Source organism: Nitrospirillum goiasense, assembly GCF_034427435.1.
Taxonomy (GTDB): domain Bacteria; phylum Pseudomonadota; class Alphaproteobacteria; order Azospirillales; family Azospirillaceae; genus Nitrospirillum.
Genome location: NZ_JAXQNP010000002.1, coordinates 760,432 through 785,374, shown reverse-complemented (window position 1 = coordinate 785,374; position 24,943 = coordinate 760,432). Strand labels below are relative to the sequence as shown.

The following is a 24,943-nucleotide window of genomic DNA, read 5'->3' as shown; positions in this document are numbered from 1 at the left end:
ATGACAGGGGCATGTCGGGTTTGTGGACGCCAATGTCAGCAGCCATCGGGCATACCCTTGCCGTATAGCCGGTTGTACGGCGCCGGCACCCCGGAATTGTCGCGTTCCGGGCGGGGTAGGGCGCCCTGCCGCAGGGGGGGCGGAAAGCCACGGTCCGCCAAGACTTTAGGGCCAGTTCGGCCCTGTCCGGAACGGAAAACGGCGGGCCCGGGGGCCCGCCGTCGATCCAAGGTGCGTCCTTCCGCCACCCTGGGGGCGCCGGAAAGGCCGGGAAGAAAGAAGGGGGGATCAGATGTCCTCTTCCCCGTCGGCCAAATGGCCAGCGCCCAGCAGGCCCTCCCACTTGGCGATGACGGCGGCGGCGACCGACACGCCCACCACGTTGGTGGCGCTGCGGCCCATGTCCAGCAAGTGGTCGACGGCCAGCACCAGCACCATGCCTTCCGACGGGATGTGGAAAAAGGGCAGGGCCGCGGCGATGACCACCAGCGAGGCGCGCGGCACGCCGGCGATGCCCTTGCTGGTCAGCAGCAGCAGGCCCAGCATCTCCACCTGCTGGCCGATGCTGATGTGGATGCCATAGGCCTGGGCGATGAACATGGTGGCGAAGGTGCAGTAGATCATCGAGCCGTCGAGGTTGAACGAATACCCCAGCGGCAGGACGAAGCTGACGATCTTGCGGGCGGCACCGAAGGCCTGCAGCCGTTCCAGGGTGCGCGGGTAGGCCGCCTCGGAACTGGCGGTGGAGAAGGCCAGCAGCACCGGCTGGCGGATGGCGCTGACCAGCTCGCGCACCCGGCCGCCGATGAAGGGCACCGCCGCCGCCAGCAGCACCCCCCACAGCAGCGCCATGGCCAGGTAGAAGCCGCCCACGAACTTCACGTAGCTGCCCAGCACCTGCAATCCCTGCGTCGTCACCGTCGCGGCCAGGGCCGCGAAGATGGCGATGGGGGCGAACATCATGACGTAGCTGGTGATCTTCAGCATGACGGTGGCGATCTGCTCCACCAGGTGCACCACCACCGGCACCTTGTCCTTCACCGAGGCGATGGCGATGCCGGCGAAGATGGAGAAGACGACGATCTGCAGGATCTCGTTGTTCGCCATGGCCTCGATCACCGACCGGGGCACGGTGTGCTCGATGAAGTTCTTCAGGGTGAAGACGGCGGCGTCCGGCGCCTTGCCGCCCGTGCTCGGGTCGGGCAGGGACATGCCCACGCCCGGCTCCAGGATCTGCACCATGACCAGGCCCAGGACCAGCGAGACGATGCCGGCCAGCAGGAACCAGCCCAGCGTCTTCACGCCCACGCGGCCGATGGCGGCCACGTCCTCCATATGCGCGATGCCGACCACCAGGGTGGAGAACACCAGGGGGGCGATGATCATCTTGATCAGCCGCAGGAAGATGTCCGTCAGGATGGACAGCGTGCCGGCCAGCGAGGCCCCGTCGGCCGCCGGCAGGCTGTGCCCAACGGCACCCACCGCGATGCCGGCGACCATCGCGCCCAGGACGAACAGCGTGAAGCGCTTTTGCTGCATTGAAACCTATCCCCCGATGGCCGGCGCCGGCCCCACCGATCCGGCGGGGCGACTGTGGCGCGGTCAAATTTTCTGTTGCTGTCTACTTGCCTTGAAACCGGTCCCGACACAACGGCGGCCTTCGCCAGGAAGGCTCAGCCCTACCGGAATTGTTGTGTCTTTCGATCACCGGATGGGCATGGCGTACATCAGGCCGCCCTGGTTCCACAGGGCGTTCAGTCCCCGGTTCAGGCGCAGCACGGAATTGCGGCCCACATTGCGCTCGAACACTTCGCCGTAATTGCCCACCTGGGCGATGATGCGCACCGCCCACTGGTCGTCCAGGCCCAGCGACTTGCCGAGGCCGGCCCCGCTGCGCACGCCCAGCAGCCGTTGCACGCCCGGCGCGGCCGAGGCCAGGTTGTCCTGCACGTTGGCCTTGGTGACCCCGCGCTCTTCCGCCTCGATCAGGGCGTAGATGGTCCACTTCACGATGTCGAACCACTGTTCGTCACCCTTTCTCACGGCGGGCGCCAGCGGCTCCTTCGAGATCAGTTCGGGCAGGATCAGGTAATCGTCGGCGCTGGTCGTCTGGGCGGCACGGGTGGCGGCCAGGGCCGACGCGTCGGTGGTGTAGGCGTCGCAACGGCCGGCGAAAAAGGCGGCGACCAGTTCCCCCAGATCCTCGATGGCCAGGGGTGTATTTCATGCCCGTGGACTGGAAATAGTCGGCCAGGTTCACCTCGGTGGTGGTGCCCTGCTGCACGCAGATGGTGGCGCCGTCCAGTTCGCGCACGCTGCGGGCATGGAAGGACCGGCGCACCATGAAGGCCTGGCCGTCGTAATAGACGGGCGGGGCGAATTCCAGGCCCTGCACGTCGCGGCTCAGTGTCCAGGTGGTGTTGCGCGACAGCAGGTCGATCTCCCCGGCTGCCAGGCTGCTGAAGCGCTGGCGGCTGCCCAGGGGGATGAACTGCACCTTGCGCGCGTCCCCCAACACGGCGGCGGCGACGGCGCGACAGACATCCACGTCCAGGCCCGACCATTCCCCATTGCTGTCCGGCGTGCCGAAGCCCGGCAGCCCGGTGTTGACGCCACAGCGCAGGACGCCGCGCTGGCGCACCTGATCCAGGGTGCCGCCCGTGACGGGGGCCTTGGCCGCCGCCCGCGCCGGTGCCGCCCCAAGCACCAGCATCAGGCCCAGCAGCAGCCAAACCGCCACGCGCGCGCCCAGCCGCCGCGTTCCATATCGTGTGGCCTGCCCTATTCCGGCTCGCCCCATGCCCCGCCCCATACCATCGCCCCTGAGTCCCGTGCGGAGAGGGTGGCCTTGCGCCTCAACGGCTTAGTCCCCCTCACCGTCTGGCATCCAAAGCGTCGTCACCGTCGGCGGCAGGATACAAAAGGCCCACGCGCGCGCCTAGTGCCGAGGGCGCCCCGGACGATGTTTCCGCCGGATGGCAACAATAAGGCAGACTGTTGGGGTTGGCTGAATAAACGCTATATCTGGACGGAAATAGCGCTTCCAGCAAAGTAAAGGCCGCGACACGGGCGTCGGGAATGGCCGTCACATGGGAATAATGGGATGATTTCGCAAGACAGCCATTTGGCCGAATTGGCCATTTCTACACGATCATGGTAAAGCGATGACTTCGGCGGGCGTGGGGTTGCCCGCCGTCCCGCATCCACGCATCCCTGATCAGGGGCCACCTTCGCCATCCGCCGCATCGGGTGGGGTTGGGCTTGGCCCATGCTTTCCGCCGGATGGCCGTCGGGGGGCGCGGGTGCAACGGGAACCGCACGACCAACCCCAAGGATTGGAAGCCATCCCATGCCACCCATCAATCTCACCCTCAACGGAAAGCCCTGGTCGGTCGATGCCGATCCCGACATGCCGCTCCTCTGGGCGGTGCGGGAGATCGCGGGCAAGACGGGGTCCAAGTTCGGCTGTGGCGCCGCCCAGTGCGGCGCCTGCACCATGCATGTCGACGGCCAGCCCGTGCGCGCCTGTTCCACCCCCATCGGCTCCATCGCCGGGTCCAAGGTGACCACGATCGAGGGAATCGAAGGCAAGGTGGCAAAGGCGGTGCAGGACGCCTGGGTCAAGCTGGACGTGGTCCAGTGCGGCTATTGCCAGTCGGGCCAGATCATGTCGGCCGTCGCCCTGCTGACCGATAACGCCAAGCCCACCGACCAGGACATCGACAGCGCCATGAGCGGCAACCTCTGCCGCTGCTCCACCTATGTCCGTATCCGCGCCGCCATTCACGCGGCGGCCAAGGCGCTGGAGATCTGATCATGCCCGATGGACACATGACCCAAAGCCCCGAAAGCGCCTCCCGCCGCCGTTTCCTGCAGGTCACCGGCGGGGCCGGCGTCGGCCTGATGGTAGGCTTCACCTGGACCGGCACCAGCCGCCGGGCCCAAGCCGCCGCGGCCGCCGCCAAGGCTTTCGAGCCCAACGCCTTCGTCACGGTGGCGCCGGACAACACCGTCACCGTGCTGATCAAGCACCTGGAGATGGGGCAGGGCGTCTTCACCGGCCTGACCGCCATCGTGGCGGAGGAGATGGACGCCGACTGGGCGCAGATGCGGGCGGAACACGCCCCCGCCAACGCCAAGCTGTACAACAACACCGCCTTTGGGCCCATCCAGGGCACGGGCGGGTCCACCTCCGTCTATAATTCCTGGACCCAGCTGCGCCAGGCCGGCGCCACGGCCCGCGCCCTGCTGGTGGCCGCCGCCGCCCAGACCTGGGGCGTCCCAGCCTCCGCCATCACCGTGTCCAAGGGCGTCGTGTCCTCCGGCACGCATAAGGCCACCTTTGGTGAGCTGGCCGCGACGGCCGCCACCCTGCCCGTGCCCGCCGACGTGCCGCTGAAGGACCCCAAGTCCTTCACCCTGGTCGGCACCAAGCTGCCGCGCAAGGACAGCGCGGAGAAGACGACGGGCAAGGCCGTCTTCGCCATCGACGTCGTCCAGCCCGGCATGCTGGTGGCGGTGGTGCAGCGTCCGCCCCGCTTCGGCGCCACGGCCCAGGCCATCGACGCCAAGGCGGCGAAGGCGGTGAAGGGCGTGGTCGAGGTGGTGCAGATCCCGCGCGGCGTGGCCGTGCTCGCCACCTCCTACTGGGCGGCGCACCAGGGGCGGGAGGCGCTGAAGGTCACGTGGGACGAGTCCAAGGCCGAGAGGCGTGGCACCGAGGCCATCATCGCCGACTACAAGGCCCTGCTGCCCAAGCCGGGCCAGTTGGTGACCAAGGAGGGCGATGTCGACGCCGTGAAGGGGGCCAAGACCCTGAAGGCGGAATTCACCTTCCCCTACCTGGCCCACGCGCCCATGGAACCGCTGACCTGCGTGGTCAAGCTGGGCAAGGACGCCTGCGAGATCTGGGCGGGCGACCAGTTCCAGACCATCGACCAGGCCAACGCCGCCAAGACGGCCGGCCTGAAACCGGAACAGGTGACCATCCACACCGTCTATGCCGGCGGCAGCTTCGGCCGCCGCGCCAATGTCGAGTCGGACTACATCGTCGAGGGCGTGTCCATCGCCAAGGCGCTGTCGGATGCCAAGGTGCAGGGCGGTAAGCTGGCCGGGCGGCCGGTGAAGCTGATCTGGTCGCGGGAGGATGACATCCGCGGCGGGCGCTACCGCCCGCTGTACGTCCACGGCATGGAGGCCAAGCTGGGCGCGGACGGCAGCGTCCTGGCCTGGCGCCACCGCATCGTCGGGCAGAGCATCATGGCCGGCAGCCCCTTTGAACAGCCGGGCAAGCCCGACGCGACCTCGGTCGAGGGGGCGGCGGAAATTCCCTACACCATCCCCAACCGCCTGGTGGACCTGCACACCACCACCTCACCCGTGCCGGTGCTGTGGTGGCGCTCGGTGGGGTCCACCCACACCGCCTTCGCCGTGGAAACCTTCATCGATGAACTGGCGGCGGAGGCGCGCCAAGATCCCGTGGCCTTCCGGCGCAAGCTGATGGAAAAGCACCCGCGCCACCTGGCGGTGCTGAATCTGGCGGTGGAAAAGGCCGATTGGGGCAAGCCCCTGCCCAAGGGCTGGGCGCGGGGCGTGGCGGTGGCGGAAAGCTTCCGCTCCGTCGTCGCCCACGTGGCCGAGGTATCGCAGGATGACAAGGGCCGCATCAAGGTGGAACGCGTGGTCTGCGCCGTCGATTGCGGCATCGCCGTCACCCCGGACGTGGTCAAGGCACAGATGGAGGGCGGCATCGGCTTCGGCCTGGGCGCCGTCATGTTCGGCGCCATCACCATGACCGACGGCGTGGTCGACCAGGCCAACTTCGACAGCTACCGCTGCCTGCGCATCGATGAGATGCCCAAGGTGGAGGTGCACATCGTCCCCAGCGCCAACCCGCCCACGGGCGTTGGCGAGCCGGGCGTGCCGCCCCTGGGGCCGGCGGTGGCCAACGCCATCGCCGCCTTGACCGGCAAGCGCATCCGCGACCTGCCCTTCGCCGGGTCGGTCAGCGTGTGAGTGACGCGCGACGGTGGCCCACCGTCGCCTTAACGCACCCTGCAGTGACGTGGGAGCAGTCCCACGTCACTGCAGGGTGCGACCGCACGCGCCGGAAGTTTCGGAAGTTTCCGGGGAACGCCGTGGGCCGGAAACTGAGGATAGCCTGATACCAGCGGCACGAGATGGTGACTCGTGCCGCTGTAGGCCCCGACCGGGGCCGCCGGAGCGAGCACCGCCCAGTTAGTGTATAGGGGGGCGCAGCGAGGACGAGCCTAGGCGGACGGATGTCCGCCGCCCGGCGCCTGAGGGGGCATTTAAACGGTCACGTTCAAATGCCGCGTGTATAAGGCCCGGATGGGCCAGCCAGCACCCGAGGCACCCTTAATCCAGACCATCCGACAGCGGCGTGGACGCGGGAATTTCTTCCGCCACCCGCTGTTCCAGCTTTTCCATCAGCGCCCACAACTGGTCGCGTTCGGCATCCGTCAGCACGGACAGCAGCTGCGCTTCCCAGGCCAGGGCCTCCGGCGCCACCTGGGCGTACAGCTCGCGGCCCTTGCGGCTGAACGACAGGCGCAACAGGCGCTGGTCGTGGGGGTGGGGCTGGCGGTCCAGCAGCCCGGCGCCCACCAGCCGGTTCACCGCCCGGCTGACCTTGGCCTTGTCCATGGCCGTCCGCTCCACGATGTCGTTGGACGACAGCGGCTGTTCCTGGCCCAGGGTGGCGAACACCCGCCATTCCGGAATGCTGAGGCCGAAGCGTTCCTGATAGCGCGTGGCCAGCGCCAGGCTGACCTTCTTCGACAGGATGTTGAGGCGGTAGGGCAGGAAGCGGTTGAGCCGCAAGTCGGGGGGCATGGGGACGGACCTGTAACAAGACGGTGGCGGTGGCGCCTGCGGCAGGGGGCGGCTTGACAGGGCCAGCCATCCCAGCCTACTGTTATTACAACGTTTCATTTGAAACGATAAAACCGACCGCTGTCCATCCTGTCATTGGGGTTGCCTTAACGGGCGCCGCCCCGGGGATGGAAGACGGGTTGGGAGGAAACAGCCCCGTTCTTTCGTGGTCTCAAGGCGCCGCCATCCCTTTGGGATGTGTCGGCCGCCTTGAGGGCGCCGTTTTTCCTGCCGACCCTGCTGACCCGCCGGGCTCCGCCTCGAGGTCACGCTTGAGGTCACGGCGGCCGTGAAGACGACTGAAGAAGGGCCCCCATGAAGCTGGCTACCCTGAAATCGCTGGACCGGACGCTGGATGGCGCCTTGCAGGCCAAGGTGGGCCGTGACGGCATCCTGGTCGTCGTATCGGCCGACCTGGCGCGCTTCCGCGCGGTGCCGGGCATTGCCGCCACGCTGCAGCAGGCGCTGGACGATTGGGCGCAGGTGGCCCCCCGCTTGGCGGAGGTGGCCGCCGAACTGGATGAGGGCATCGCCCCGTTCGAGGCGTTCGATGAGGCCGCCTGCATGGCCCCGCTGCCCCGCGCCTACCAGTGGGCGGACGGCTCGGCCTACGTCAACCATGTGGAACTGGTGCGCAAGGCGCGCGGCGCCGACATGCCGCCCAGCTTCTGGACCGACCCGCTGATGTACCAGGGCGGGTCCGACAGCTTCCTCGGCCCCCGCGATCCCATCCTGATGGCCACCGAGGCCTGGGGCATCGACCTGGAGGGGGAGGTGGCGGTGGTCACCGGCGACGTGCCCATGGGCGTGTCGGCGGACGAGGCACGCGGCCTGATCCGCCTGGTCATGCTGGTCAACGACGTGTCCCTGCGCGGCCTGATCCCGGGGGAACTGGCCAAGGGCTTCGGCTTCTTCCAGTCCAAGCCGTCCAGCGCCTTCGCCCCCGTGGCGGTGACGCCGGACGCGCTGGGCGATGCCTGGCGCGCGGGCAAGCTGCACCTGGAGTTGCTGTCCTTCATCAACGGCCAGCCCTTCGGCCGGCCCAACGCCGGGGTCGACATGACCTTCGATTTCGGCCAGTTGATCGCGCATGCCGCGCGCACGCGGCCCCTGGCCGCCGGCACCATCATCGGATCCGGCACCGTGTCCAACCGGGGGCCGGACGGCGGGCCGGGCCTGCCGCTGTCCCAGGGCGGCGTCGGCTACTCCTGCCTGGCGGAGGTGCGCACCGTGGAAACCCTGTTGCAGGGTCAGCCCAAGACGCCCTTCCTGCGCTTCGGCGACAGCGTGCGCATCGAGATGCGGGACGCCGCCGGCGCCAGCATCTTCGGCGCCATCGAGCAGACGGTGGCCGAATACCAGCCCCAGCCGGTGGCGCCGGAGCCCGTTCCCGCCCCGGTGCCCTGACGGCCGATCTTCCCCAAGGACCGCCTTAAGGACCTCCGCCGCATGGCCTCGCTCGCCCTCTACACCTACTTCCGTTCCTCGGCCGCCTACCGCGTGCGCATCGCCCTGAACCTGAAGGGCCTGACGGCCGAGCAGGTGCCGGTGCACCTGCTGCGCGATGGGGGGAGCAGTTGAAGCCAAATTACCTGGCCCTGAACCCGCAGGGCCAGTTGCCCACCCTGGCGGTGGAGGATGCGGACGGCCGCCATCTGCTGACCCAGTCGCTGGCCATCGTGGAGTATCTGGAGGAGGTGTACCCCACCCCCGCCCTGCTGCCGGCGGACCCCACGGCCCGGGCCCGGGCCCGGGCCGTGGCCCTGGCCATTGCCTGCGACATCCACCCCCTCAACAACCTGCGCGTCCAGAAATACCTGAAGGGTGAAATGGGCGTGGATGAGGAACGGGCGGGCCGCTGGGTGCGCCACTGGATGGAAACCGGCCTGGCGGCGGTGGAGGCGATGGTGAGGCCCCAGGCGGGCCGCTTCTGCGTCGGCGACACGCCCGGCCTGGCGGACCTGACCCTGGTGCCGCAGATGTTCAACGCCCGGCGCTTCAACGCCGACCTCTCCGCCTGTCCCACCCTGGTGGCCATCGACCAGGCGTGCCTGGCCCTGCCGGCCTTCGCCGACGCGGCACCCGACCGTCAGGCCGACGCGCCACCGGCGGGGTAAGGGGGCGCCTGACCGGCACGGCGCTTCAGCTTCCGCTCGCCTGGCGCGCGGCGGCAGGGCATGATGGCGCCGCTTTCGCCCCACCCTTGCCTGACACGGGCCCCGCCCCATGGCGTTCGACCCCATGCCCTTCGACCTGGCGCCGCTGGACCTTCTGGCCCTCCTCACCTTCTTCGGTCTGTGGGGCGGCTATAACGTCATCTTCCGCCTGCCGGGCGCGCCGGCCAGCCTGAACCTGCACATGCGCACGGTGCGCGAGGTGTGGATGCGCAACATGCAGGCGCGCGACACCCGCCTGCTGGATGGGCAGTTGCTGGGCCACCTGATCCAGAGCGTGTCCTTCTTCGCCTCCACCACCGTGCTGCTGATCGCCGGTGACCTCAGCGCCCTGGTGAACGCCGACCGGCTGGCGGCGCTGGTGGAAAAGATGCACGTCACCAGCACCGCGTCGGGCGCCTTGGTGGAGGTGAAGCTGTTCCTGCTGCTGGGCGTGCTGGTCTACGCCTTCTTCCAGTTCACCTGGGCGGTGCGGCAGTACAACTATACCTGCGCCCTGATCGGCGCCATGCCCGACGCCACCAACCATCCGCCCAGCGTGGATGTGGAAGAGGCGGCGGACGCGGCGGCGGCCCTGCTGTCCCTGGCGGTGCAGAGCTTCAACGCCGGGGTGCGGGCCTATTACTTCGGCTTCGCGGCGCTGGGCTGGTTCGTCCACCCCTTGGCCTTCATGGCCTCCACCACCCTGGTGATCGTGGTGCTGGTCCGCCGCCACTTCCACTCCCGCGCCTTCCACGCCGTGCGCCGCTTCGGCACGGCGGTGCAGATGGTGCTGCCGGAACGCAGCCGCCCCCTGCCGCCGGAAGGGGGCTGAAGGGAATGACGGACGATTTCTTGACCCTGACTCAAATGGACACCGGGGTTCAGTACCTGGACCACAGCGACGAACGTGTGTTCTTCCAATGGCTGGCCAGCATCACCTGTGTCGGGAAGTTCTTCGGTGACGGCTCGCGCGGTCTTGTCGTGCAGCTCAGGCACGCTCCGGACGACGATGAACTGAAGCAGCTTCTCGCTTTATGCCATCGCTACGGTGCCAAGACGCGGCAATTGGCCAAGTTCGAGACGGATGCCAACCGTGAATGGCTACACCAGCCCGAAGCTTGGTGGTATGCGGGGCTATTCGGGGATGCCGTTTAGCTCCGGACCTACTCCGCCTCTTCACTATAAGCGTGCCGGCCGCCGCGCGGGTCGGTGACGGTCCAGCCGCCTTCGCCGTCGGGGGCCAGGTAGTCGGCGGTCAGGGGCACCTTGCCGTGGCCGCCGGGGATGTCCAGCACGTAGGTGGGCTGGCACAGGCCGGACACATCGCCGCGCAACTCGCGCATCAGGGCACGGCCGCGTTGGATCGTCGTGCGGAAATGGGCCGTCCCCTTGGCCAAATCCCCCTGGTGCAGGTAATGCGGCTTCACCCGCGCCTGGACCAGGGCGCGGAAGGTGCGGGTCAGGGTCTCGACGTCGTCGTTGACGCCCTTCAACAGCACGGTCTGCGACAGCAGCGGAATGCCGGCGTCGACCAGGCGGGCGATGGCGCCGCGCGCCGCGTCGTTCAGTTCACGCCAATGGTTGGCGTGCAGCATCAGCCAACTGGCGATGCGCTTGCCCTTCAAGGCCGCCACCAGTTCCGGCGCCACGCGCTCGGGGTCCACCACCGGCACGCGGGTGTGGAAGCGGACGATGCCGACATGGGGGATGGCGTCCAGGCGGGTGACGATCTCGGCCAGGCGGCGGGGCGAGAGGATCAGCGGGTCGCCCCCGGTCAGGATGACCTCCCACACCTCCTCATGGCTGGCGATGTAGTCCAGGGCGGCGTCCAGCTCCGCCCCGTCCAGGGTTTCGCTGCCGGGGCCCACCATCTCGCGCCGGAAGCAGAAGCGGCAATAGACCGGGCAGACGTTGACGGCCTTCAGCAGCACGCGGTCGTGGTAGCGGTGGACGATGCCCTTCACCGGGCTGTGCGGCCCGTCGCCGATGGGGTCGGCCAGTTCGCCGGGGGTGGTCTCCAGCTCCTCCCCCGCCGGGATGAACTGGCGGCCCACGGGGTCGTTCGGGTCGGTGGGGTCGATCAGGCCAGCCATCTGGTCGGTGACGGAGACGGCGAAGCTGGCCGCCACCCGCTCCAGCACCGGCAGGGCGGCGGGCTCGGCCAGGCCGGCCTCGACCAAACCATCCGGGGTGCGGATGGGGGCCTTGCGCGGGGCGAGCTGGCGAACGGCGATGCCCATGGGGCCTCTCCCTGGCGATGCGTGGAACGATGGAAGCAGGGGTTTAGATCGACCTTGGGCGCCCCCTCGTCAAGCGGCCCGCCCGCATGGGCCCCCCGCATCGGCGTTGGCGCGCCTGCCGCGCTTGGGGCACACTGCCCGCCGACGCGGGGGCGACCAGTGGGACGGGGGAAGGGGCGATGGGGTTGAAACGGGCCGCGATGGCGGCGCTGCTGATGGGGCTTGTGATGACGAACGCGACCGCCGCTGAAAAAAAGACCGCCGCCTATGGCACCTGGGCCTCGCCCATCACCGCCCAGCGGTTGGCCGGCAGCGAGGTGCGCCTGGGTGACCTGACGGTGGACGGCGGCGTGCCCTATTGGCTGGAAAGCCGCCCGGCGGAGAAGGGGCGTTACGCCGTCGTCACCCCCGATGGGAAGGGCGGCATCCGCGAGCTGACAGGGCCGGCCGTCAATGTCCGCACCCGCGTCCATGAATATGGCGGTGGCGCCCTGCTGGCCACCGGCGGCCGCCTGTACTTCAGCAACTTCGCCGACCAGCGCCTGTACACCATGCCTGAGGCCGGCGGCACGCCGCAGCCGCTGACGCCGGAAGGCTACCGCTACGCCGATTGCGTCGCCGGCGCGCCCGGCCACCTGTATTGCGTGCGCGAGGATCACACGGCGCCCGGGGAGGCGAAAAACGCCCTCGTCAGCCTGGCGGTGGACCAGCCGGGCGATGCCGGCACCGTGCTGTTCGGCGCCAGCGATTTCGTGGCCTATCCGCGCCCCAGCCCGGATGGCAAGCGCCTGGCCTGGGTCGCCTGGGCCCACCCCAACATGCCGTGGGACACCACCACGCTCTATGTGGCCGACGTCACGCCCCAGGGCTTGGGCAGCCCCACGGTGGTGGCCGGCGGGCATGAGGGATCGGTGCTGGAGCCGCAGTGGGATGCCGATGGCACCCTCTACTTCATCTCCGACCGCAGTGATTGGTGGAATCTCTATGCCTGGCGGGACGGGGCCACCCGGGCCGTTCTGCCCAAGGCGGCGGAGTTCGGCGGCCCCCTGTGGAACCTGGGCCTCACCACCTATGCCCTGACGGGCCATGGCCAGGCGGTGGCGCGCTTTGGCAGCCAGGGCCTGGACCGGCTGGCCGTCATCGATCTGAAGACAGGCACGGCGCGCGACCTGGACCTGCCCGTCGTCGGCCTCACCGGCGTGCGCTTGGCGGGTCCCGGCCAGGCGGTCATGATCGCCAGCTTCGCCGACGCCACCCCGGCGGTGGTGACCGTCGACCTTGCCACCGGCACCCCCACGGTGCTGCGCCGCCCGGCGCCGGAAAGCCTGGAACCCGCTCTGGTGTCGCGCGCCCAGCCCATCGAATTCCCCACCGCCTCCGGTCCCGACGGCCAGGCGCGGACGGCCCATGCCTTCTACTACGCCCCCACCAACCCCGCCTTTCAGGCCCCCACAGGGGAAAAGCCGCCGCTGTTGGTGAAGGTGCATGGCGGCCCGACCGCCGCGGCCCGGCCCTCCCTGGACCTGGCGATCCAGTATTGGACCAGCCGTGGCTTCGCCGTGGTGGACGTGAACTATGGCGGCAGCACCGGCTACGGCCGCGCCTACCGCAACCGCCTGCGCGGCACCTGGGGCATCACCGACGTGCAGGACGCCACCGCGGTGGTGGCCTATCTGGACAAGGCCGGCCTGGCGGATGCCAACCGCGCCGCCATCCGGGGCGGCAGCGCCGGCGGCTACACCACCCTGGCGGCCCTGGCCTTCACGCACGTGTTCAAGGCCGGCGCCAATTACTATGGCGTGTCGGACATGGAGGCCCTGGCCAAGGACACCCACAAGTTCGAAAGCCGCTACCTGGACAGCCTGGTGGCCCCCTATCCGGCGGGCAAGGCCGTCTATGACGCCCGCAGTCCCTTGCGCCACCTGGACGGCTTCTCCGCCCCGCTCATCACCTTCCAGGGGGCGGAGGACGCGGTGGTCCCCCCGCCCAGTCACGCAGCATCGTCAATGCCCTGAAGGCCAAGGGCGTGCCCGTCGCCTATATCGAGTTCGAGGGCGAGCAGCACGGCTTCCGCAAGGCCGACAGCATCATCCGCGCGCAAGAGGCGGAACTGTACTTCTACGGCCGCATCTTCGGCTTTACGCCGGCTGACACCCTGCCGGGGGTGGCGATCGACAATTTGAAGTGAGCGAGGGGCGGGGCGGGCGGAAACGCCCGCCCGTCGACGGCAGCCATATTTTTTTCTGAGGCCATTGTCGCGCCGGAATTTCGACCGATCCTCATGTCGCAGGTTCGGATTTCGGAGCGATGCCCCATGCCGTTCGTGGCCATCGGCTATACCGCCAATTCCAAGGCACCCGTTGGGAAATGGGCTTGCACCCGCACATCGGCGCTGGGGCCCTATGACGATAAGCCGCCCGAAGAGACGCGGCACTCGCCGGATTTCTGCGGCCAATGCGTTTCTTTCGTTACCCAAGTTTGCCCGTCCCTTCCCGTGAGCACGGCGCTTTGGCGCAAGGGGGCCGCCGTCAAGAACAACGCGACCATCCTTCCCGGCACCGTGATCGCCACCTTTGACGACCAGGGTCGCTACTACGGGCACGCTGCGATCTATGAACGGCAGGATGTGAGCGGGGTTCACGTCTATGATCAGTGGATAACCGGTGCCGGCAAAGCTATTGGCCCACGGCTCATCGTGTGGCATGGGCATGGCGTGTCGAACAGAGGAGATGGCTTCTTTGTTGTTGAACTCTAATCTTTGGATCAGTGCGTCACTGATCCTGATGCTGTGCGGCGCTTGTGAACAAGTGGCCTTCGCGGCGCCACGGGAAATTTGCCCAGCCCGTTCTGGCGATCTTGTTAAAAACATCTACATATTCAATGGAAAGCCAGAGGAAGAAGTGTTTCTGGCGCCCGATGACGACAGGGCTGGACAAAGTACATATACGGTTTCAGACATTTATCAAGATGGCCGCTTCGTAACCGTAAGATGTAAATATGTCAGTGGCTTTTCTGTTGACGTTGAATTGAAGGAAAAGATCAGTAAATGCTTGTTCTCCGAGAAGACTCCAGCGGGTGAAATGCTGAGATGTCAGTAGGCGGCAATGGCAGGACGGGCCTTGTCTTTGCGGCACTAACTCTGCCGGGTGCATCCAGCATTTGCCCGGTCCGCTCGGCCGGGCGGATGTGACCATCTGCTGCATATACGGCAGCGGTACTGTCACTGATGTGGAACTGAAGGACAAGGTCGAGCAGTGCAAGGCGTCCGATAATAAGTCTGGTGAAGTGACCATTCAGTGCCGCTAGTTTTCCCATAGGACTGTAGCGGCTTCCTTCATTGCTGCCATATCGAGTTTGATGGCGACCATGACGACTTGCGGAACGACAACATCGCCCGCGGACATCAACATATATTTTGGGAAATGGTGTCCCCGGCGGGATTCGAACCCACGGCCCCAGGATTAGGAATCCTGTGCTCTATCCTGCTGAGCTACGGAGACGCCGGGGCGGTTTATAGCAGGTTTGGGCGGCTTGCACAGCCCCGGGGCGCGCAAGGCACGGGTGCCGGGAACCGGCTCAGCCCACCAGCAGGCTGACGATGAGGACCTCATCCACCAGGGGCTTGCCCACGGCCTCGTTGGCCACCTGCATGATGCGGCCTTTCAGGGCCTGGATGTCGGTGGTGTTCAGGCGATTGCGCGCCACATGGTCGACAGTCAGGGCCTCGGTCAGCTCGCCATTGATGCGGGGCTTGAGGTTGGTGACCAGGTCCACGTCCTCGTTCAGATGCTTGCTCATGCGCACGACCAGCATCACCTGCAGCCGGACGTAGGAGAAACGGTCCCGGCCCGGCAGCAGCATGGGGCTCATCTTGATCTTGCGCATCACCTCCGGGTCTTCCGACTTTTGGCCGCCGCCCCCCTCACCCGCCATGGCGGCGTGCGGCAGGGCCGCCGTCAGCGCCAGCAGGGCGCCGGCCAGCAGCGCGCGCAGGCGGCCGAGGCGGCGCTCACGGGGCGGGCGTTGGGCGGGGCGGGTCATCGTGGGTGGAATCCTGGGACCAGCAATCGGTCTGGCTTGGGTGACCGCCGGGGCGGCATCGGTTCTGCGCATTCGTTTGGCGCAACGGTTCAAGATCGAAAACCAGGCGCAAAATTTAGTCTAGCACGGCTGTACGAAAGTAAAGCCTGAGCCTGTCATGCGACTGGCATGCGGATACTAGGGACCTTTCCTTAAGGCTTTCTTACCCGGCACCCTGTTCAAAAGGCGTGGACGGTCCGCACGGCGTCAGGTATGGCGCCGCGACTCGGGGAAAAACCACATGGGGCGGCCCACCGCACCGGGGCCGCCGGCACCCCGTTATTCGAACAACCCCGCCTGGTAGTCGCGGATGGCGGCGATGATCTCCTCGCGGGTGTTCATGACGAAGGGGCCGTGGGCCACCACCGGTTCGGCGATGGGCTCGCCATGGCCGAACAGCAGCACGGCATCCTCCCGCGCGGTGATCTCCACCGCGTCGCCCTCCAGGCTCAGTTCCGCCAGCCTGTGGGCGGGGGCGGTGCCGCCGCCTACGGAAAGGGCGCCGCGCACGACGTAGAGGAAGACGGTGCGGCCGGCGGCGCCGTCAAAGCGCACGGTGGCGCCGGCGCCCAAGGTCACCGTGCTCATGAACACGCCGGTCAATGAGGTGATGGGGCCGGCGGCACCGCCCCAACTGCCGGAAATCAGGTTGACGGTGCCGCGCCCGTCCGGCGTGGGCAGGGCCGGGATGGCGTCGCGCTGCAGGCCGGTGTAGCCGGGCTCGGCGAACTTCAGCCGGGCCGGCAGGTTCACCCACAGCTGCAGTATCTCCAGCGGCCCACCCCGGCGGCGGAATTCCGCCGGCGACAGTTCCGAATGCACCACGCCGCGCCCGGCCGTCATCCACTGCACGCCGCCGGCCCTGATAACGCTTTCATGGCCGGCGCTGTCGGCGTGCGTCAGTTCCCCTTCCAGGATGAAGGTCACCGTCTCGAAGCCCCGGTGGGGGTGGGGGCCGAAGGGCAGGCCGCCATTGTTGGGCGGATAGACCTGGGGCCCATGGTGGTTCAGGAACAGGAAGGGGCTGAGCTGCGGCAGGTCGGGGCCCGGCAGGGGGCGGCGCGTCGTCAGGTCCGCGATGTCGTCGCGATAGGCGGCGTGCAGGCGTTTCAGGGTCTTAAGCGTGCTCATGGGGCCACCGTGCCGGGCAATGTCAAAGGGGCGGCGGAAAGCCCGTGCCCCTGCCTGCCCCACTCTAAGCCGTGGCGCGATGGGGTGATAGGGCGCGCGGACGGCACGGACCGTTGCCCTGCCGGAACGATGAAACCTCCACCCCGGCGGGACATTTCGGGTTGACCCCGGCCCGCGCCTGACAGATGTTAGCGCTATCATATGATTTATAACACCTGCTTTAATAATAACCTCCAGGGGGAATACGGACCATGAAGACGCGCGGGCAGCCCATGCGGGGCGCCACACCGAAATCCATGCGCCCATCCTGGCGCGGCCTTGCCCTTGCCACCCGCCTGAGTGTCGCGGCCGTGGCCCTGGCGGCCTCCGCCTCCGCCGCCTCCGCCTGGGCGGCCGACAGCGGCATAACCGCCCCGGTGGTGGTGGACCAGTCGAACAAGACCCAGGAACAGACCCTGGTGCTGGAGCCCTATGGCCCCAACATCATCCGCGTCACCCTCAGCCTGAAAAAGGACGCGGCGCTGGCCGGCCCCGGCTACGGCATCATCCCCGGCGCCAATACCGCCGGCTGGACGCAAGGCCGGGATGAGCGCGGCGACACCGTGCTGACATCCGGCCAGATGTCGGCCACCGTCGTCGGCTGGCACCAGGCGCCGCACGCCGTGCCGCCGCAGCAGACCGCCGTGGACATCAGCCGCTATTTCGGCGGCACCACCAACGGCGCCCACATCACCTTCAAGGACGCGGCGGGCAAGACCATCCTGGACTTCACCGGCTGGTCCATGGGCATCCCCAATTTCAAGGACGGCAACAGCCAGCTGCTGCACGACCGCCGGCCGACGGATGACCAATTCTACACCGTGAACGGCGTCTTCGCCGCGCCGGCGGATGAGCACTACTACGGCCTGGGCCAGAACCAGGAGGGCTTCCTGGATCACCGCGGCCATGTCGTGCGCTGCTGGAACGACTACAACGCGCCGGGCGGGCAGAGCACCTGCGTGCCCTTCATGATCACCAACTACGGCTATGGCCTGCTGTGGGACAACCCGTCGAAGACGACGATCGAGCCGGGCTTCAACGAGGTCACCCGCTGGACGTCGGAGGTGGGCGACCGCGTCTCCTTCTTCGTCATCGCCGGCAAGACGCCGGATGAGATCTACGCCGGCTACCGCCAGCTGACCGGCGCCACCCCCATGCTGCCCAAATCGGCCTACGGCTATATCCAGTCCAAGCAGCGCTACCGTTCGCAGCAGGAGGTGCTGGACGTGGCCAAGGGCTATCGCGAGCGCCACATCCCGGCCGACGTGCTGGTGGTGGACTGGTTCTACTACACCATCATGGGCCAGTTCGATTTCGTGCCGGAGCTGTGGCCGAACCCCAAGGCCATGAACAAGCAACTGCACGACATGGGCTTCGAGACCATGATCAGCGTGTGGCCGCGCTTCACCTCCGACGGCCGCTACTATGACCTGCTGAAGAAGAACGGCTGGTTCCTGAGCCAGGCGGATGGCACGCCCACCAACGGCCTGCCCTATGACAAGGCGGGGTCGGACATCGACACCACCAACCCCGACGCCGCCAAGTGGTACTGGAACACCATCCGCGACAACATCCTGTCCCAGGGCTTCGACAGCCTGTGGTCGGATGAGACGGAGCCGGATTTGCCGCCCAACGGCAGCTACTACCACATCGGGCCGGGCACGAAGTACTTCAACGTCTACCCGCTGTTCCACACCAGCGCGCTGTATGACGGCTTCCGCCGCGACTTTAAGGACAAGCGCACCGTCATCCTGTCGCGCGACGCCTATCTGGGCGTGCAGCGCAACGGCGCCATCGTCTGGTCGTCCGACATCACCCCCACCTGGGACGCCTTCAAGCGCCAGGTGCCCACGGGCCTGGACTTTGCCGCCAGCGGCATCACCTACTGGAGCAACGACACCGGCGGCTGGCAGTACCTGCCGGAGGAGCACAAGCCCGCCAAGGCGCCGCTGCTGGACCCGACGCCGGCGCGCGGCGTGGTCGGCGGCTATGACGACTATCCGGAGCTGTACACCCGCTGGTTCCAGTACGCGACCTTCCTGCCGGTGCTGCGCACCCATGGCAGCCGGCCGGCCAACGAGATCTGGTCCTACGGGCCCGATGCCCAGGCCATCTTGGAAAAGTACGTGAAGCTACGCTACCAGCTCATCCCGTACATCTACTCCCTGGGTTACAAGACCTATAAGACCGGCGCGCCCTTCCTGCGGGCCCTGCCGCTGGACTTCCCCAATGACCCGGCCGTGACCGACATGCGGGACGAGTACATGTTCGGCCCCGCCCTGCTGGTGGCCCCGGTGACGGAGCAGGGGGCGACGACAAAGCAGGTGTATTTGCCGGCAGGCAGCGACTGGTACGACTTCTGGACGGACAAGCGCTACACCGGCGGCCAGACGGTGACGGTGTCGGCCCCCATCGACCGCATCCCGGTGTTCGTGAAGGCGGGCTCCATCCTGCCCTTGGGCTCCCCCATCGAGAACACGCACCAGAAGCAGACCATCGCGAAGGTGAAGGTCTATCCGGGCGCCGATGGCCGCTTCACCCTGTTCCAGGACGACGGCTTCACCTACGCCTATGAGCAGGGCGGCGGCAGCGTCACCGAGCTGACGTGGACGGAGGCCAGCCACAGCCTGGGCCATACCGGCGCCAAGGGCTGGAGCGAGCCCGACGCCAAGGTGGTGGAGGTGGTGCAGGCCAAGTAAGCGGCCCGCACGGAGGTTGGGAAAGGGGCGGTCAGGCTTGGCCGCCCTTTTCTTTGAGGTTGTGACCGCGCCCGTTGAAGTGAGGGCGTTGAAGCGGGGGCGGATTGACGGTTCAATGCCGGTCCCCCCGCCGACTGATGAGACGCCCGATGACCGACCTGTCCGCCTTTCCCATCACCCGCCGCTGGCCGGCCCAGCATCCCGACCGCATTCAGCTCTATGGGCTGCCCACGCCCAATGGCGTGAAGGTTTCCATCATGCTGGAGGAAACGGGGCTGCCCTATGAGCCGCATCTCGTCAACATCATGCAGAACGAGAGCTGGACACCGGAATTCCTGTCGCTGAACCCCAACGGCAAGATCCCGGCCATCATCGACCCCAACGGGCCGGAGGGCACGCCCATCGCCCTGTTCGAGTCCGGCGCCATCCTGGTCTATCTGGCGGAAAAGACGGGCAAGTTCCTGCCCGCCGGCGCGACAGCCCGCTACGAGACCCTGCAATGGGTGTTCTTCCAGATGGCCGCCATCGGTCCCATGTTCGGCCAGGTGGGCTTCTTCCACAAATTCGCCGGCAAGGATTATGAGGATAAGCGTCCGCTGAAGCGCTACGCCGACGAATCCAAGCGCCTGCTGGGCGTGCTGGAGGGGCGCTTGGCGGACCGCCCCTGGATCATGGGCGATGAGTACACCATCGCCGACATCGCCTGCCTGGGCTGGGTCCGCAACCTGGTGGGCTTCTACGGCGCCGGTGAGCTGGTGGACTATGCCAGCCTTAAGAACGTGCCCGCCTGGCTGGAACGCGGCCTGGCGCGCCCCGCCGTGCAGCGGGGGCTGGACATCCCAAAGCGGCCGGGGTGAAGCGTGAGGGCACTCATGCCTCTCGAGCCCGCGACTGCGGGCACGGCAGCGAGCATCGCAGGACCGAGGGGCATGCCCCCGGGCATGATCCAGCAGGGAAAGCCAAAGGGGCGGTCGCCCGGCGGCGCCTGAGGCGACCTTATTGTTCCTTCTTCAGCTTGTTCAGCAGATCCCCGATGGGGTCCGCCTTGCTGGCGGTGTCGGCCGGGGGGACGTCCTTGTCGTCGTCCTGGTCCTCTTCCTTCTGCACCGCCTCCGGCTTGACCTGACCGCTGGTGTCGACCGTTGGCACTCCGGGGGCCGGAACCCCCGGGGCGGGGGCGGCGGTGGCCGTTGGGGCGCCATCGAGGGGCGCCGTTTCCACCGTGGGCAGGGGCGGCACGGCGGGACCGTCGGGCGCCTGGTCCTGCACGGCGGCCGGCTGCAGCGGGATCAGGTCACGCACTGGCAGGCCCTGCTCCAGATCGGTCATGATGGCCTTCCACAGCTTGGCCGGCAGGGTGCCACCGGTGATGCGCTTCATCTCATCGCCGTCGTCGTTGCCCAGCCACACGCCGGTGACGTAGTCGGCGGTGAAGCCCATGAACCAGGCGTCGCGGTAGTCCTGGGTGGTGCCGGTCTTGCCGGCGATGGGGCGGTCGGCCAACTGGGCCGACTTGCCGGTGCCCACCTGCACCACGCCCATCATCATGCGCACCAGGTTGGCATCCTCCGCCGCTGAGATGGCATAGCCGGCACCGCTGCCCTTGCGCTGGTACAGCACGCTGTCGTCGGCGTCGCGGATCTCGGTGATGCCGTAGGGGAAGACGGCGCGGCCGCCATTGGCGATGGCGGTGTAGGCGCCCGTCAGTTCCAGGGGCGTCACCTCGCTGGTGCCCAGCGCCAGCGACAGGTCGCGCCGCAGGGGCGAGGTGATGCCCAGGCGGCGGGCGGCGGCGATGGCACGGTCGATGCCCACGCTTTCCAACAAGCGGATGGTGGCGGTGTTGACCGAGTGGGCCAGCGCCGTGCGCAACGGAATCTCGCCCATGTAACCGGGCTCGTAGTTCTTGGGCTCCCACTTCCCGCGCTTGTAGGGGGCGTCCAGGATCAGGTCGTCCGGCGTGCGGCCCGCCTCCAGCGCCGCCAGATAGACGAAGGGCTTGAAGGAAGAGCCGGGCTGGCGCAGGGCCTGGGTCGCGCGGTTGAACTGGCTTTCGTCGTAGTCGCGGCCGCCCACCATGGCCTTCACCGCCCCGTCCGGCGCCATAATGACCACGGCGGCCTGGTGGACGTTGGCGGCCACGCCGGGACCGTTCAGGATTTCCGCCACATGGGCCGTGGCGGCGCGCTGCATCTTGGCGTCATAGGTGGTGTGAACCACCAGGTCGCCATGGTTGGGACCGATGAAGGCGTTGACCTGGTCGGCCACCCAGGCGGCGAAGTAGCGGCCGTCACCCTCGACCGCCGGGTTGGCGCGCGGCTGGGCCGGCTGGTTCACCACCGCCTTGGCCTGCTCCACCGTGATGTAGCCGGCGTCCACCATGGTGGCCAGCACCACGGCCATGCGCTGTTCGGTGCGTTCGTTGTTGGCGCTGGGCGAGTATTTCGACGGCGCCTTCAGCAGGCCGGCGATGATCGCCGCCTCGCGCAGGTTCACCTGCGTCGCCGACTTGTCGAAATAGGTGCGGGCCGCCGCGTCCACGCCATAGGTGCCGGCACCCAGGTATACCCGGTTCAGATAGGCACCCAGGATCTGGTCCTTGGTGTAGCGATGCTCCAGCATCAGGGCCAGCATGGCCTCCTGCACCTTGCGGCGCATGGTCTTGGCCGGCGACAGGAACAGGTTGCGCGCCAGCTGCTGGGTGATGGTGGAGGCGCCCTGGCGCATGTGCCCGGTGCGGTAGTCGGTCCAGGCCGCACGGGCGATGCCGATCGGATCGACACCGAAATGACTGTAAAAGCGCCGGTCCTCCACCGCCAGGACGGCATGGACCAGGTCGGGCGAGATCTCCGACACCTCCAGCGTCTCGCCACGCATGTCGCCGAAGCGGGCCAGCTTGCTGCCGTCCGCCGCCAGCACGGTGACGGCGGGGCGGCGCTGGAACTGGGCCACCTGGCTGATTTCCGGCAGGTCATAGGCGAAGTAGGCCACGACGCCGGCGAAGACCATCACGCCCCAGATGCCCAGCACCACCAGCGCCCGCGCCCACCAGGGCAGGCGGCGGCCGGGACGTCCCTTGGGCGCGCGCCGCCGGGGCGGCGGCGGGCGGCGGCGGGGCGGCTGGCCGCCGGCCCCCTCGTCATCGCCCTGCGGCCGGGCCTCCTCACGCGGGCGAGGTGCGGCCTTGGGCGGCGACGGCTTGCGCCGCGGCGCCGGTTGGCTGCCCACGGGGCGGAAGGCGCGCAGCGAAGTGTCGGTATCGTCAGGGCTCAAGGCGGCGGCTCACCTGGGGCGTCGCTGGCGCGCAGGCGCCGTGACGCGGGAAAATATCAAGGCGGTTCAGGCCCTATCTAGGAGATGGCCGGGGCGGCGGAAAGCGCCGGCTGGTCAACCCTGACCCCCTGTCCCTTCGCCCTCCCCCACCCCCGGTATTACGGGGGCCCATCGGTTCCATTCCAGCGTTAGAGGCCAAAAAGGGCGTTTTCAGGGCGGCGTTTGGCCGCAGTGTTTTACGGGCCCCTCACTCCGCGGCGCTACGGCGGTCCAGCAGCTCGTACTTGCGCAGATATCCCCGGAACTGGTGGTAGTTCAGCCCCAGGTCGGCAGCGGCGCGTTTCTGGTGGAACTGGTTGCGCTCCAGCGCCGCGCGCAACAGCGCCTTCTCGAAGTCCGCCACCTGTTCCAGGAAGTTGCAGGGGCCGCTGGCCGCCGCAGGGGAACCAGGCGTGGTGGAACCGGATGGGGCAGGGGCGGCGGGTGCCGCCTCGTCGCCCGTCTCCTCCGTTGGCGCGGAACTGGACCGGCGGTCGCCCGGCATGGGCGCGGGGCGGAACGGGGAGTCGAAGGGGTCGAAGATGACCTCCTCGATGGGCCGCTCCGCCCCTTGCGCGCGATAGACCGCGCGTTCCACCACGTTCTTCAGCTCGCGGATGTTGCCGGGCCAGGGATAGGCCAGCAGCTGGCTCATGGCCCTGGGTGCGAAACCGGGGAAGAAGGGACGCCCCAATTCCCGCGCCATGGCGATACCGAAATGGTCAACCAGCATGGGGATGTCGTCGGCCCGCGCCCGCAAGGGCGGGATGGTCACCACGTCGAAGGACAGGCGGTCCAGCAGATCGGCGCGGAACTTTCCGGCCGACGCCATCTTGGGCAGGTCGGCGTTGGTGGCGCCCACCACGCGCACGTCCACCGATACCGTCTGGGTGCCGCCCACGCGCTCGAACTCCCCATACTCGACAACGCGCAGGATCTTCTCCTGCACCGAGGCCGAGCTGGTGGCGATCTCATCCAGGAACAGGGTGCCGCCGTCGGCCAGTTCGAACCGGCCGACATGACGCTTGGCGGCCCCGGTGAAGGCGCCCTGCTCATGGCCGAACAGCTCCGTTTCCAGCAGCGTTTCCGACAGGGCGGCGCAGTTCAGCTTGATGAAGGGCTTGTCCCAGCGGGACGACAGATAGTGCAGGCGGGCGGCCACCAGTTCCTTGCCCGTGCCGCGTTCCCCAATGACCAGCGTGGGCCGGTTCAGCGGCGCGGCGCGCGACACATGCTCCATCAACTGCAGGAAGGACGCGGCCTGGCCGACCAGGGACGGCGGGGTTGCGGAGGACGCCATCGGTGATTCGCTCGCCTCAAGAAAAGGGGGCTGTTTCGCGGATGATGGCACCGATTGGCGAAATTCGCCACATAATCGTCAATTCGGATAAATGGCGCCGTCGGTGCCGCCCAGCGCCAAGTCACGTTTCTTTTTTAATCAATGGCTTAGCGTGGTTTTGGCGAACTGGCACGCCCCTTGCTGATGTAGGGACACACGATCGAATGCAAGGCACTCATCGAAGGGGGATGCAGCGATGACCGACCACACGATCCATGACAAGTCCGGCGACGCCGGCTTCTTCGCCAGCCGGGCCCACAGCCATCTGGCCATGTTGGCGGACGATTTCCGCGCCGTACCGGTTGAGGCATGGATCATCCTTGCGGTCGCCACCGTGTTGAGCAACCTTTTCATCGCCCTTGCCTGAAGGAGACCTGACCCATGGGCATCTTTTCGCGCCTCAGCGACATCATCAATTCCAACCTGAACGCCATCCTGGATCGCGCCGAGGACCCGGAGAAGATCATCCGTCTGGTCATCCAGGAAATGGAAGACACGCTGGTCGAGGTTCGCTCCTCCGCGGTGAAGACCGTGGCGGAGAAGAAGGAGATCGAGCGCCGCCTGGTCGACCTGCGCCGCGAGGCGGACGAATGGCAGCGCAAGGCCGAGCTGGCCCTGTCCAAGGACCGTGAGGATCTGGCCAAGGGCGCCCTGATGGCCCGCGCCAAGATCGCCGAAGCCGCCGAGGGCCTGACCGTCGACCTGGGCCGCCTGGATGAGGCCCTGGCCAAGACCAACGACGATATTGGCCAGCTGCAGGCCAAGCTGCAGGACGCCAAGACGCGGGAACGCACCATCGTCGCCCGCCAGAAGACCGCCACGGCGCGTCTGAAGGTCAAGACCCAGCTTCATGACGACCGCATCACGGACGCCTTCTCGCGTTTCGAGCAGATCGAGCGCAACCTGGACGTCCTGGAAGGCAAGGCGGAAGTCCTGGACATGGGCCGCAAGCGCAGCCTGGCGGACGAGATCGCCGAGCTGGAGAACAACGACAAGGTCGAATCCGAGCTGCAGGCCCTGAAGGCCAAGCTGGCGACCAAGAACCAGGGGTAA

22 protein-coding genes, 1 tRNA gene and 1 pseudogene are annotated in these 24,943 nt (G+C 67.6%); 14 read left to right on the top strand and 10 right to left on the bottom strand.

From position 1 onward, the window contains the following. Positions 1–288 precede the first annotated feature (288 nt). From ULB03_RS06030 to ULB03_RS06020, 3 genes are all read right to left on the bottom strand, one after another. Positions 289–1,539 (bottom strand): dicarboxylate/amino acid:cation symporter, encoded by a 1,251-nt coding sequence (locus tag ULB03_RS06030; protein ID WP_322482340.1) that lies wholly within the window; start codon positions 1,537–1,539, stop codon positions 289–291. Positions 1,540–1,704: 165 nt separating this feature from the next. Next, positions 1,705–2,043 carry a hypothetical protein gene (locus ULB03_RS06025; RefSeq protein ID WP_322482339.1) on the bottom strand — a complete coding sequence of 113 codons (339 nt, stop codon included), beginning with the start codon at positions 2,041–2,043 and terminating at the stop codon, positions 1,705–1,707. After that, the gene (locus ULB03_RS06020) at positions 2,030–2,740 is read right to left on the bottom strand and encodes a transporter substrate-binding domain-containing protein (protein WP_322482338.1); all 711 of its coding nucleotides are present in this window, start codon (positions 2,738–2,740) and stop codon (positions 2,030–2,032) included. Before ULB03_RS06020 ends, ULB03_RS06025 begins: the two co-directional genes overlap by 14 nt. Positions 2,741–3,349: 609 nt before the next feature. Between ULB03_RS06020 and ULB03_RS06015 the strand changes: the two genes are divergently transcribed. Both ULB03_RS06015 and ULB03_RS06010 read left to right on the top strand, forming a co-directional pair. Next, positions 3,350–3,814: a (2Fe-2S)-binding protein gene (locus ULB03_RS06015; protein ID WP_322482337.1), complete on the top strand. Its 465-nt coding sequence runs from the start codon at positions 3,350–3,352 to the stop codon at positions 3,812–3,814. A 2-nt stretch (positions 3,815–3,816) separates the two neighbouring features. Further along, positions 3,817–6,015, top strand: coding sequence for a xanthine dehydrogenase family protein molybdopterin-binding subunit (locus tag ULB03_RS06010; protein WP_322482336.1), 2,199 nt, complete (start codon positions 3,817–3,819; stop codon positions 6,013–6,015). Between the two features lie 363 nt (positions 6,016–6,378). On the opposite strand, the gene ULB03_RS06005 is transcribed toward ULB03_RS06010, so the two are convergent. After that, positions 6,379–6,855 (bottom strand): MarR family winged helix-turn-helix transcriptional regulator, encoded by a 477-nt coding sequence (locus ULB03_RS06005; RefSeq protein WP_322482335.1) that lies wholly within the window; start codon positions 6,853–6,855, stop codon positions 6,379–6,381. A 354-nt stretch (positions 6,856–7,209) separates the two neighbouring features. On the opposite strand from ULB03_RS06005, the gene ULB03_RS06000 reads away from it, so the two are divergent. From ULB03_RS06000 to ULB03_RS05980, 5 genes are all read left to right on the top strand, one after another. Then, positions 7,210–8,301: a fumarylacetoacetate hydrolase family protein gene (locus tag ULB03_RS06000; protein WP_322482334.1), complete on the top strand. Its 1,092-nt coding sequence runs from the start codon at positions 7,210–7,212 to the stop codon at positions 8,299–8,301. Between the two features lie 42 nt (positions 8,302–8,343). After that, positions 8,344–8,475: a thioredoxin domain-containing protein gene (locus ULB03_RS05995; protein ID WP_322482333.1), complete on the top strand. Its 132-nt coding sequence runs from the start codon at positions 8,344–8,346 to the stop codon at positions 8,473–8,475. Next, positions 8,472–9,011, top strand: a complete 540-nt coding sequence (gene maiA, locus ULB03_RS05990; protein ID WP_322482332.1) for a maleylacetoacetate isomerase — start codon at positions 8,472–8,474, stop codon at positions 9,009–9,011. The genes ULB03_RS05995 and maiA overlap by 4 nt, the downstream gene beginning before the upstream one ends. Before the next feature lie 109 nt (positions 9,012–9,120). After that, positions 9,121–9,882 carry a DUF599 domain-containing protein gene (locus ULB03_RS05985; protein WP_322482331.1) on the top strand — a complete coding sequence of 254 codons (762 nt, stop codon included), beginning with the start codon at positions 9,121–9,123 and terminating at the stop codon, positions 9,880–9,882. Between the two features lie 5 nt (positions 9,883–9,887). Further along, complete coding sequence (locus ULB03_RS05980) at positions 9,888–10,205, top strand: hypothetical protein (RefSeq protein ID WP_322482330.1); 318 nt, start codon at positions 9,888–9,890, stop codon at positions 10,203–10,205. Between the two features lie 8 nt (positions 10,206–10,213). Here ULB03_RS05980 and ULB03_RS05975 read toward each other — a convergent pair whose 3' ends face one another. Then, complete coding sequence (locus ULB03_RS05975) at positions 10,214–11,290, bottom strand: lysine-2,3-aminomutase-like protein (protein ID WP_322482329.1); 1,077 nt, start codon at positions 11,288–11,290, stop codon at positions 10,214–10,216. Between the two features lie 86 nt (positions 11,291–11,376). On the opposite strand from ULB03_RS05975, the pseudogene ULB03_RS05970 reads away from it, so the two are divergent. The 3 genes and pseudogenes from ULB03_RS05970 to ULB03_RS05955 all read left to right on the top strand — a co-directional run bounded on the left by ULB03_RS05970 (position 11,377) and on the right by ULB03_RS05955 (position 14,388). Beyond that, positions 11,377–13,478 (top strand): annotated as a pseudogene (locus ULB03_RS05970) (S9 family peptidase). Positions 13,479–13,604: 126 nt separating this feature from the next. Beyond that, positions 13,605–14,045: a BPSL0067 family protein gene (locus ULB03_RS05960; RefSeq protein ID WP_322482326.1), complete on the top strand. Its 441-nt coding sequence runs from the start codon at positions 13,605–13,607 to the stop codon at positions 14,043–14,045. Beyond that, a complete protein-coding gene (locus ULB03_RS05955; protein WP_322482325.1) occupies positions 14,020–14,388 on the top strand; it encodes an STY0301 family protein in 369 nt (122 codons plus the stop codon). The genes ULB03_RS05960 and ULB03_RS05955 overlap by 26 nt, the downstream gene beginning before the upstream one ends. A 325-nt stretch (positions 14,389–14,713) precedes the next feature. Here ULB03_RS05955 and ULB03_RS05950 read toward each other — a convergent pair. The 3 genes from ULB03_RS05950 to ULB03_RS05940 form a co-directional block, all read right to left on the bottom strand. Next, a tRNA-Arg gene (locus ULB03_RS05950) sits at positions 14,714–14,790 on the bottom strand. A gap of 76 nt (positions 14,791–14,866) precedes the next feature. After that, positions 14,867–15,331 (bottom strand): hypothetical protein, encoded by a 465-nt coding sequence (locus ULB03_RS05945; RefSeq protein WP_322482324.1) that lies wholly within the window; start codon positions 15,329–15,331, stop codon positions 14,867–14,869. Between the two features lie 318 nt (positions 15,332–15,649). Next, on the bottom strand, positions 15,650–16,501 hold the full coding sequence (locus ULB03_RS05940) for a pirin family protein (protein ID WP_322482323.1): 852 nt from the start codon (positions 16,499–16,501) through the stop codon (positions 15,650–15,652). A 251-nt stretch (positions 16,502–16,752) separates the two neighbouring features. On the opposite strand from ULB03_RS05940, the gene ULB03_RS05935 reads away from it, so the two are divergent. Both ULB03_RS05935 and ULB03_RS05930 read left to right on the top strand, forming a co-directional pair. Next, positions 16,753–19,239, top strand: a complete 2,487-nt coding sequence (locus tag ULB03_RS05935) for a glycoside hydrolase family 31 protein (RefSeq protein ID WP_322482322.1) — start codon at positions 16,753–16,755, stop codon at positions 19,237–19,239. Between the two features lie 149 nt (positions 19,240–19,388). Then, on the top strand, positions 19,389–20,096 hold the full coding sequence (locus tag ULB03_RS05930) for a glutathione S-transferase N-terminal domain-containing protein (protein WP_322482321.1): 708 nt from the start codon (positions 19,389–19,391) through the stop codon (positions 20,094–20,096). A gap of 139 nt (positions 20,097–20,235) precedes the next feature. On the opposite strand, the gene ULB03_RS05925 is transcribed toward ULB03_RS05930, so the two are convergent. Then, entirely contained in the window at positions 20,236–22,512 is a 2,277-nt protein-coding gene (locus ULB03_RS05925) for a transglycosylase domain-containing protein (protein WP_322482320.1), read from the bottom strand. Positions 22,513–22,759: 247 nt separating this feature from the next. Beyond that, positions 22,760–23,851, bottom strand: a complete 1,092-nt coding sequence (gene pspF, locus ULB03_RS05920; RefSeq protein ID WP_322482319.1) for a phage shock protein operon transcriptional activator — start codon at positions 23,849–23,851, stop codon at positions 22,760–22,762. A 235-nt stretch (positions 23,852–24,086) separates the two neighbouring features. On the opposite strand from pspF, the gene ULB03_RS05915 reads away from it, so the two are divergent. Continuing rightward, positions 24,087–24,257, top strand: a complete 171-nt coding sequence (locus tag ULB03_RS05915) for a hypothetical protein (protein ID WP_186455805.1) — start codon at positions 24,087–24,089, stop codon at positions 24,255–24,257. A 14-nt stretch (positions 24,258–24,271) separates the two neighbouring features. Further along, complete coding sequence (gene pspA / locus ULB03_RS05910) at positions 24,272–24,943, top strand: phage shock protein PspA (RefSeq protein WP_145733032.1); 672 nt, start codon at positions 24,272–24,274, stop codon at positions 24,941–24,943.

Coding starts and splice junctions, on each gene's coding strand:
- ULB03_RS05995 (WP_322482333.1), top strand. CDS start 8,344: ATGGCCTCGCTCGCCCTCTACACCTACTTCCGTTCCTCGGCCGCCTAC.
- ULB03_RS05915 (WP_186455805.1), top strand. CDS start 24,087: ATGACCGACCACACGATCCATGACAAGTCCGGCGACGCCGGCTTCTTC.
- ULB03_RS05945 (WP_322482324.1), bottom strand. CDS start 15,331: ATGACCCGCCCCGCCCAACGCCCGCCCCGTGAGCGCCGCCTCGGCCGC.
- ULB03_RS05985 (WP_322482331.1), top strand. CDS start 9,121: ATGGCGTTCGACCCCATGCCCTTCGACCTGGCGCCGCTGGACCTTCTG.
- ULB03_RS06030 (WP_322482340.1), bottom strand. CDS start 1,539: ATGCAGCAAAAGCGCTTCACGCTGTTCGTCCTGGGCGCGATGGTCGCC.
- ULB03_RS05980 (WP_322482330.1), top strand. CDS start 9,888: ATGACGGACGATTTCTTGACCCTGACTCAAATGGACACCGGGGTTCAG.
- ULB03_RS06000 (WP_322482334.1), top strand. CDS start 7,210: ATGAAGCTGGCTACCCTGAAATCGCTGGACCGGACGCTGGATGGCGCC.
- ULB03_RS05940 (WP_322482323.1), bottom strand. CDS start 16,501: ATGAGCACGCTTAAGACCCTGAAACGCCTGCACGCCGCCTATCGCGAC.
- pspA (WP_145733032.1), top strand. CDS start 24,272: ATGGGCATCTTTTCGCGCCTCAGCGACATCATCAATTCCAACCTGAAC.
- ULB03_RS06005 (WP_322482335.1), bottom strand. CDS start 6,855: ATGCCCCCCGACTTGCGGCTCAACCGCTTCCTGCCCTACCGCCTCAAC.
- ULB03_RS05930 (WP_322482321.1), top strand. CDS start 19,389: ATGACCGACCTGTCCGCCTTTCCCATCACCCGCCGCTGGCCGGCCCAG.
- ULB03_RS05935 (WP_322482322.1), top strand. CDS start 16,753: ATGAAGACGCGCGGGCAGCCCATGCGGGGCGCCACACCGAAATCCATG.
- ULB03_RS05975 (WP_322482329.1), bottom strand. CDS start 11,290: ATGGGCATCGCCGTTCGCCAGCTCGCCCCGCGCAAGGCCCCCATCCGC.
- ULB03_RS06010 (WP_322482336.1), top strand. CDS start 3,817: ATGCCCGATGGACACATGACCCAAAGCCCCGAAAGCGCCTCCCGCCGC.
- ULB03_RS05960 (WP_322482326.1), top strand. CDS start 13,605: ATGCCGTTCGTGGCCATCGGCTATACCGCCAATTCCAAGGCACCCGTT.
- ULB03_RS06015 (WP_322482337.1), top strand. CDS start 3,350: ATGCCACCCATCAATCTCACCCTCAACGGAAAGCCCTGGTCGGTCGAT.
- pspF (WP_322482319.1), bottom strand. CDS start 23,851: ATGGCGTCCTCCGCAACCCCGCCGTCCCTGGTCGGCCAGGCCGCGTCC.
- ULB03_RS05955 (WP_322482325.1), top strand. CDS start 14,020: ATGGCTTCTTTGTTGTTGAACTCTAATCTTTGGATCAGTGCGTCACTG.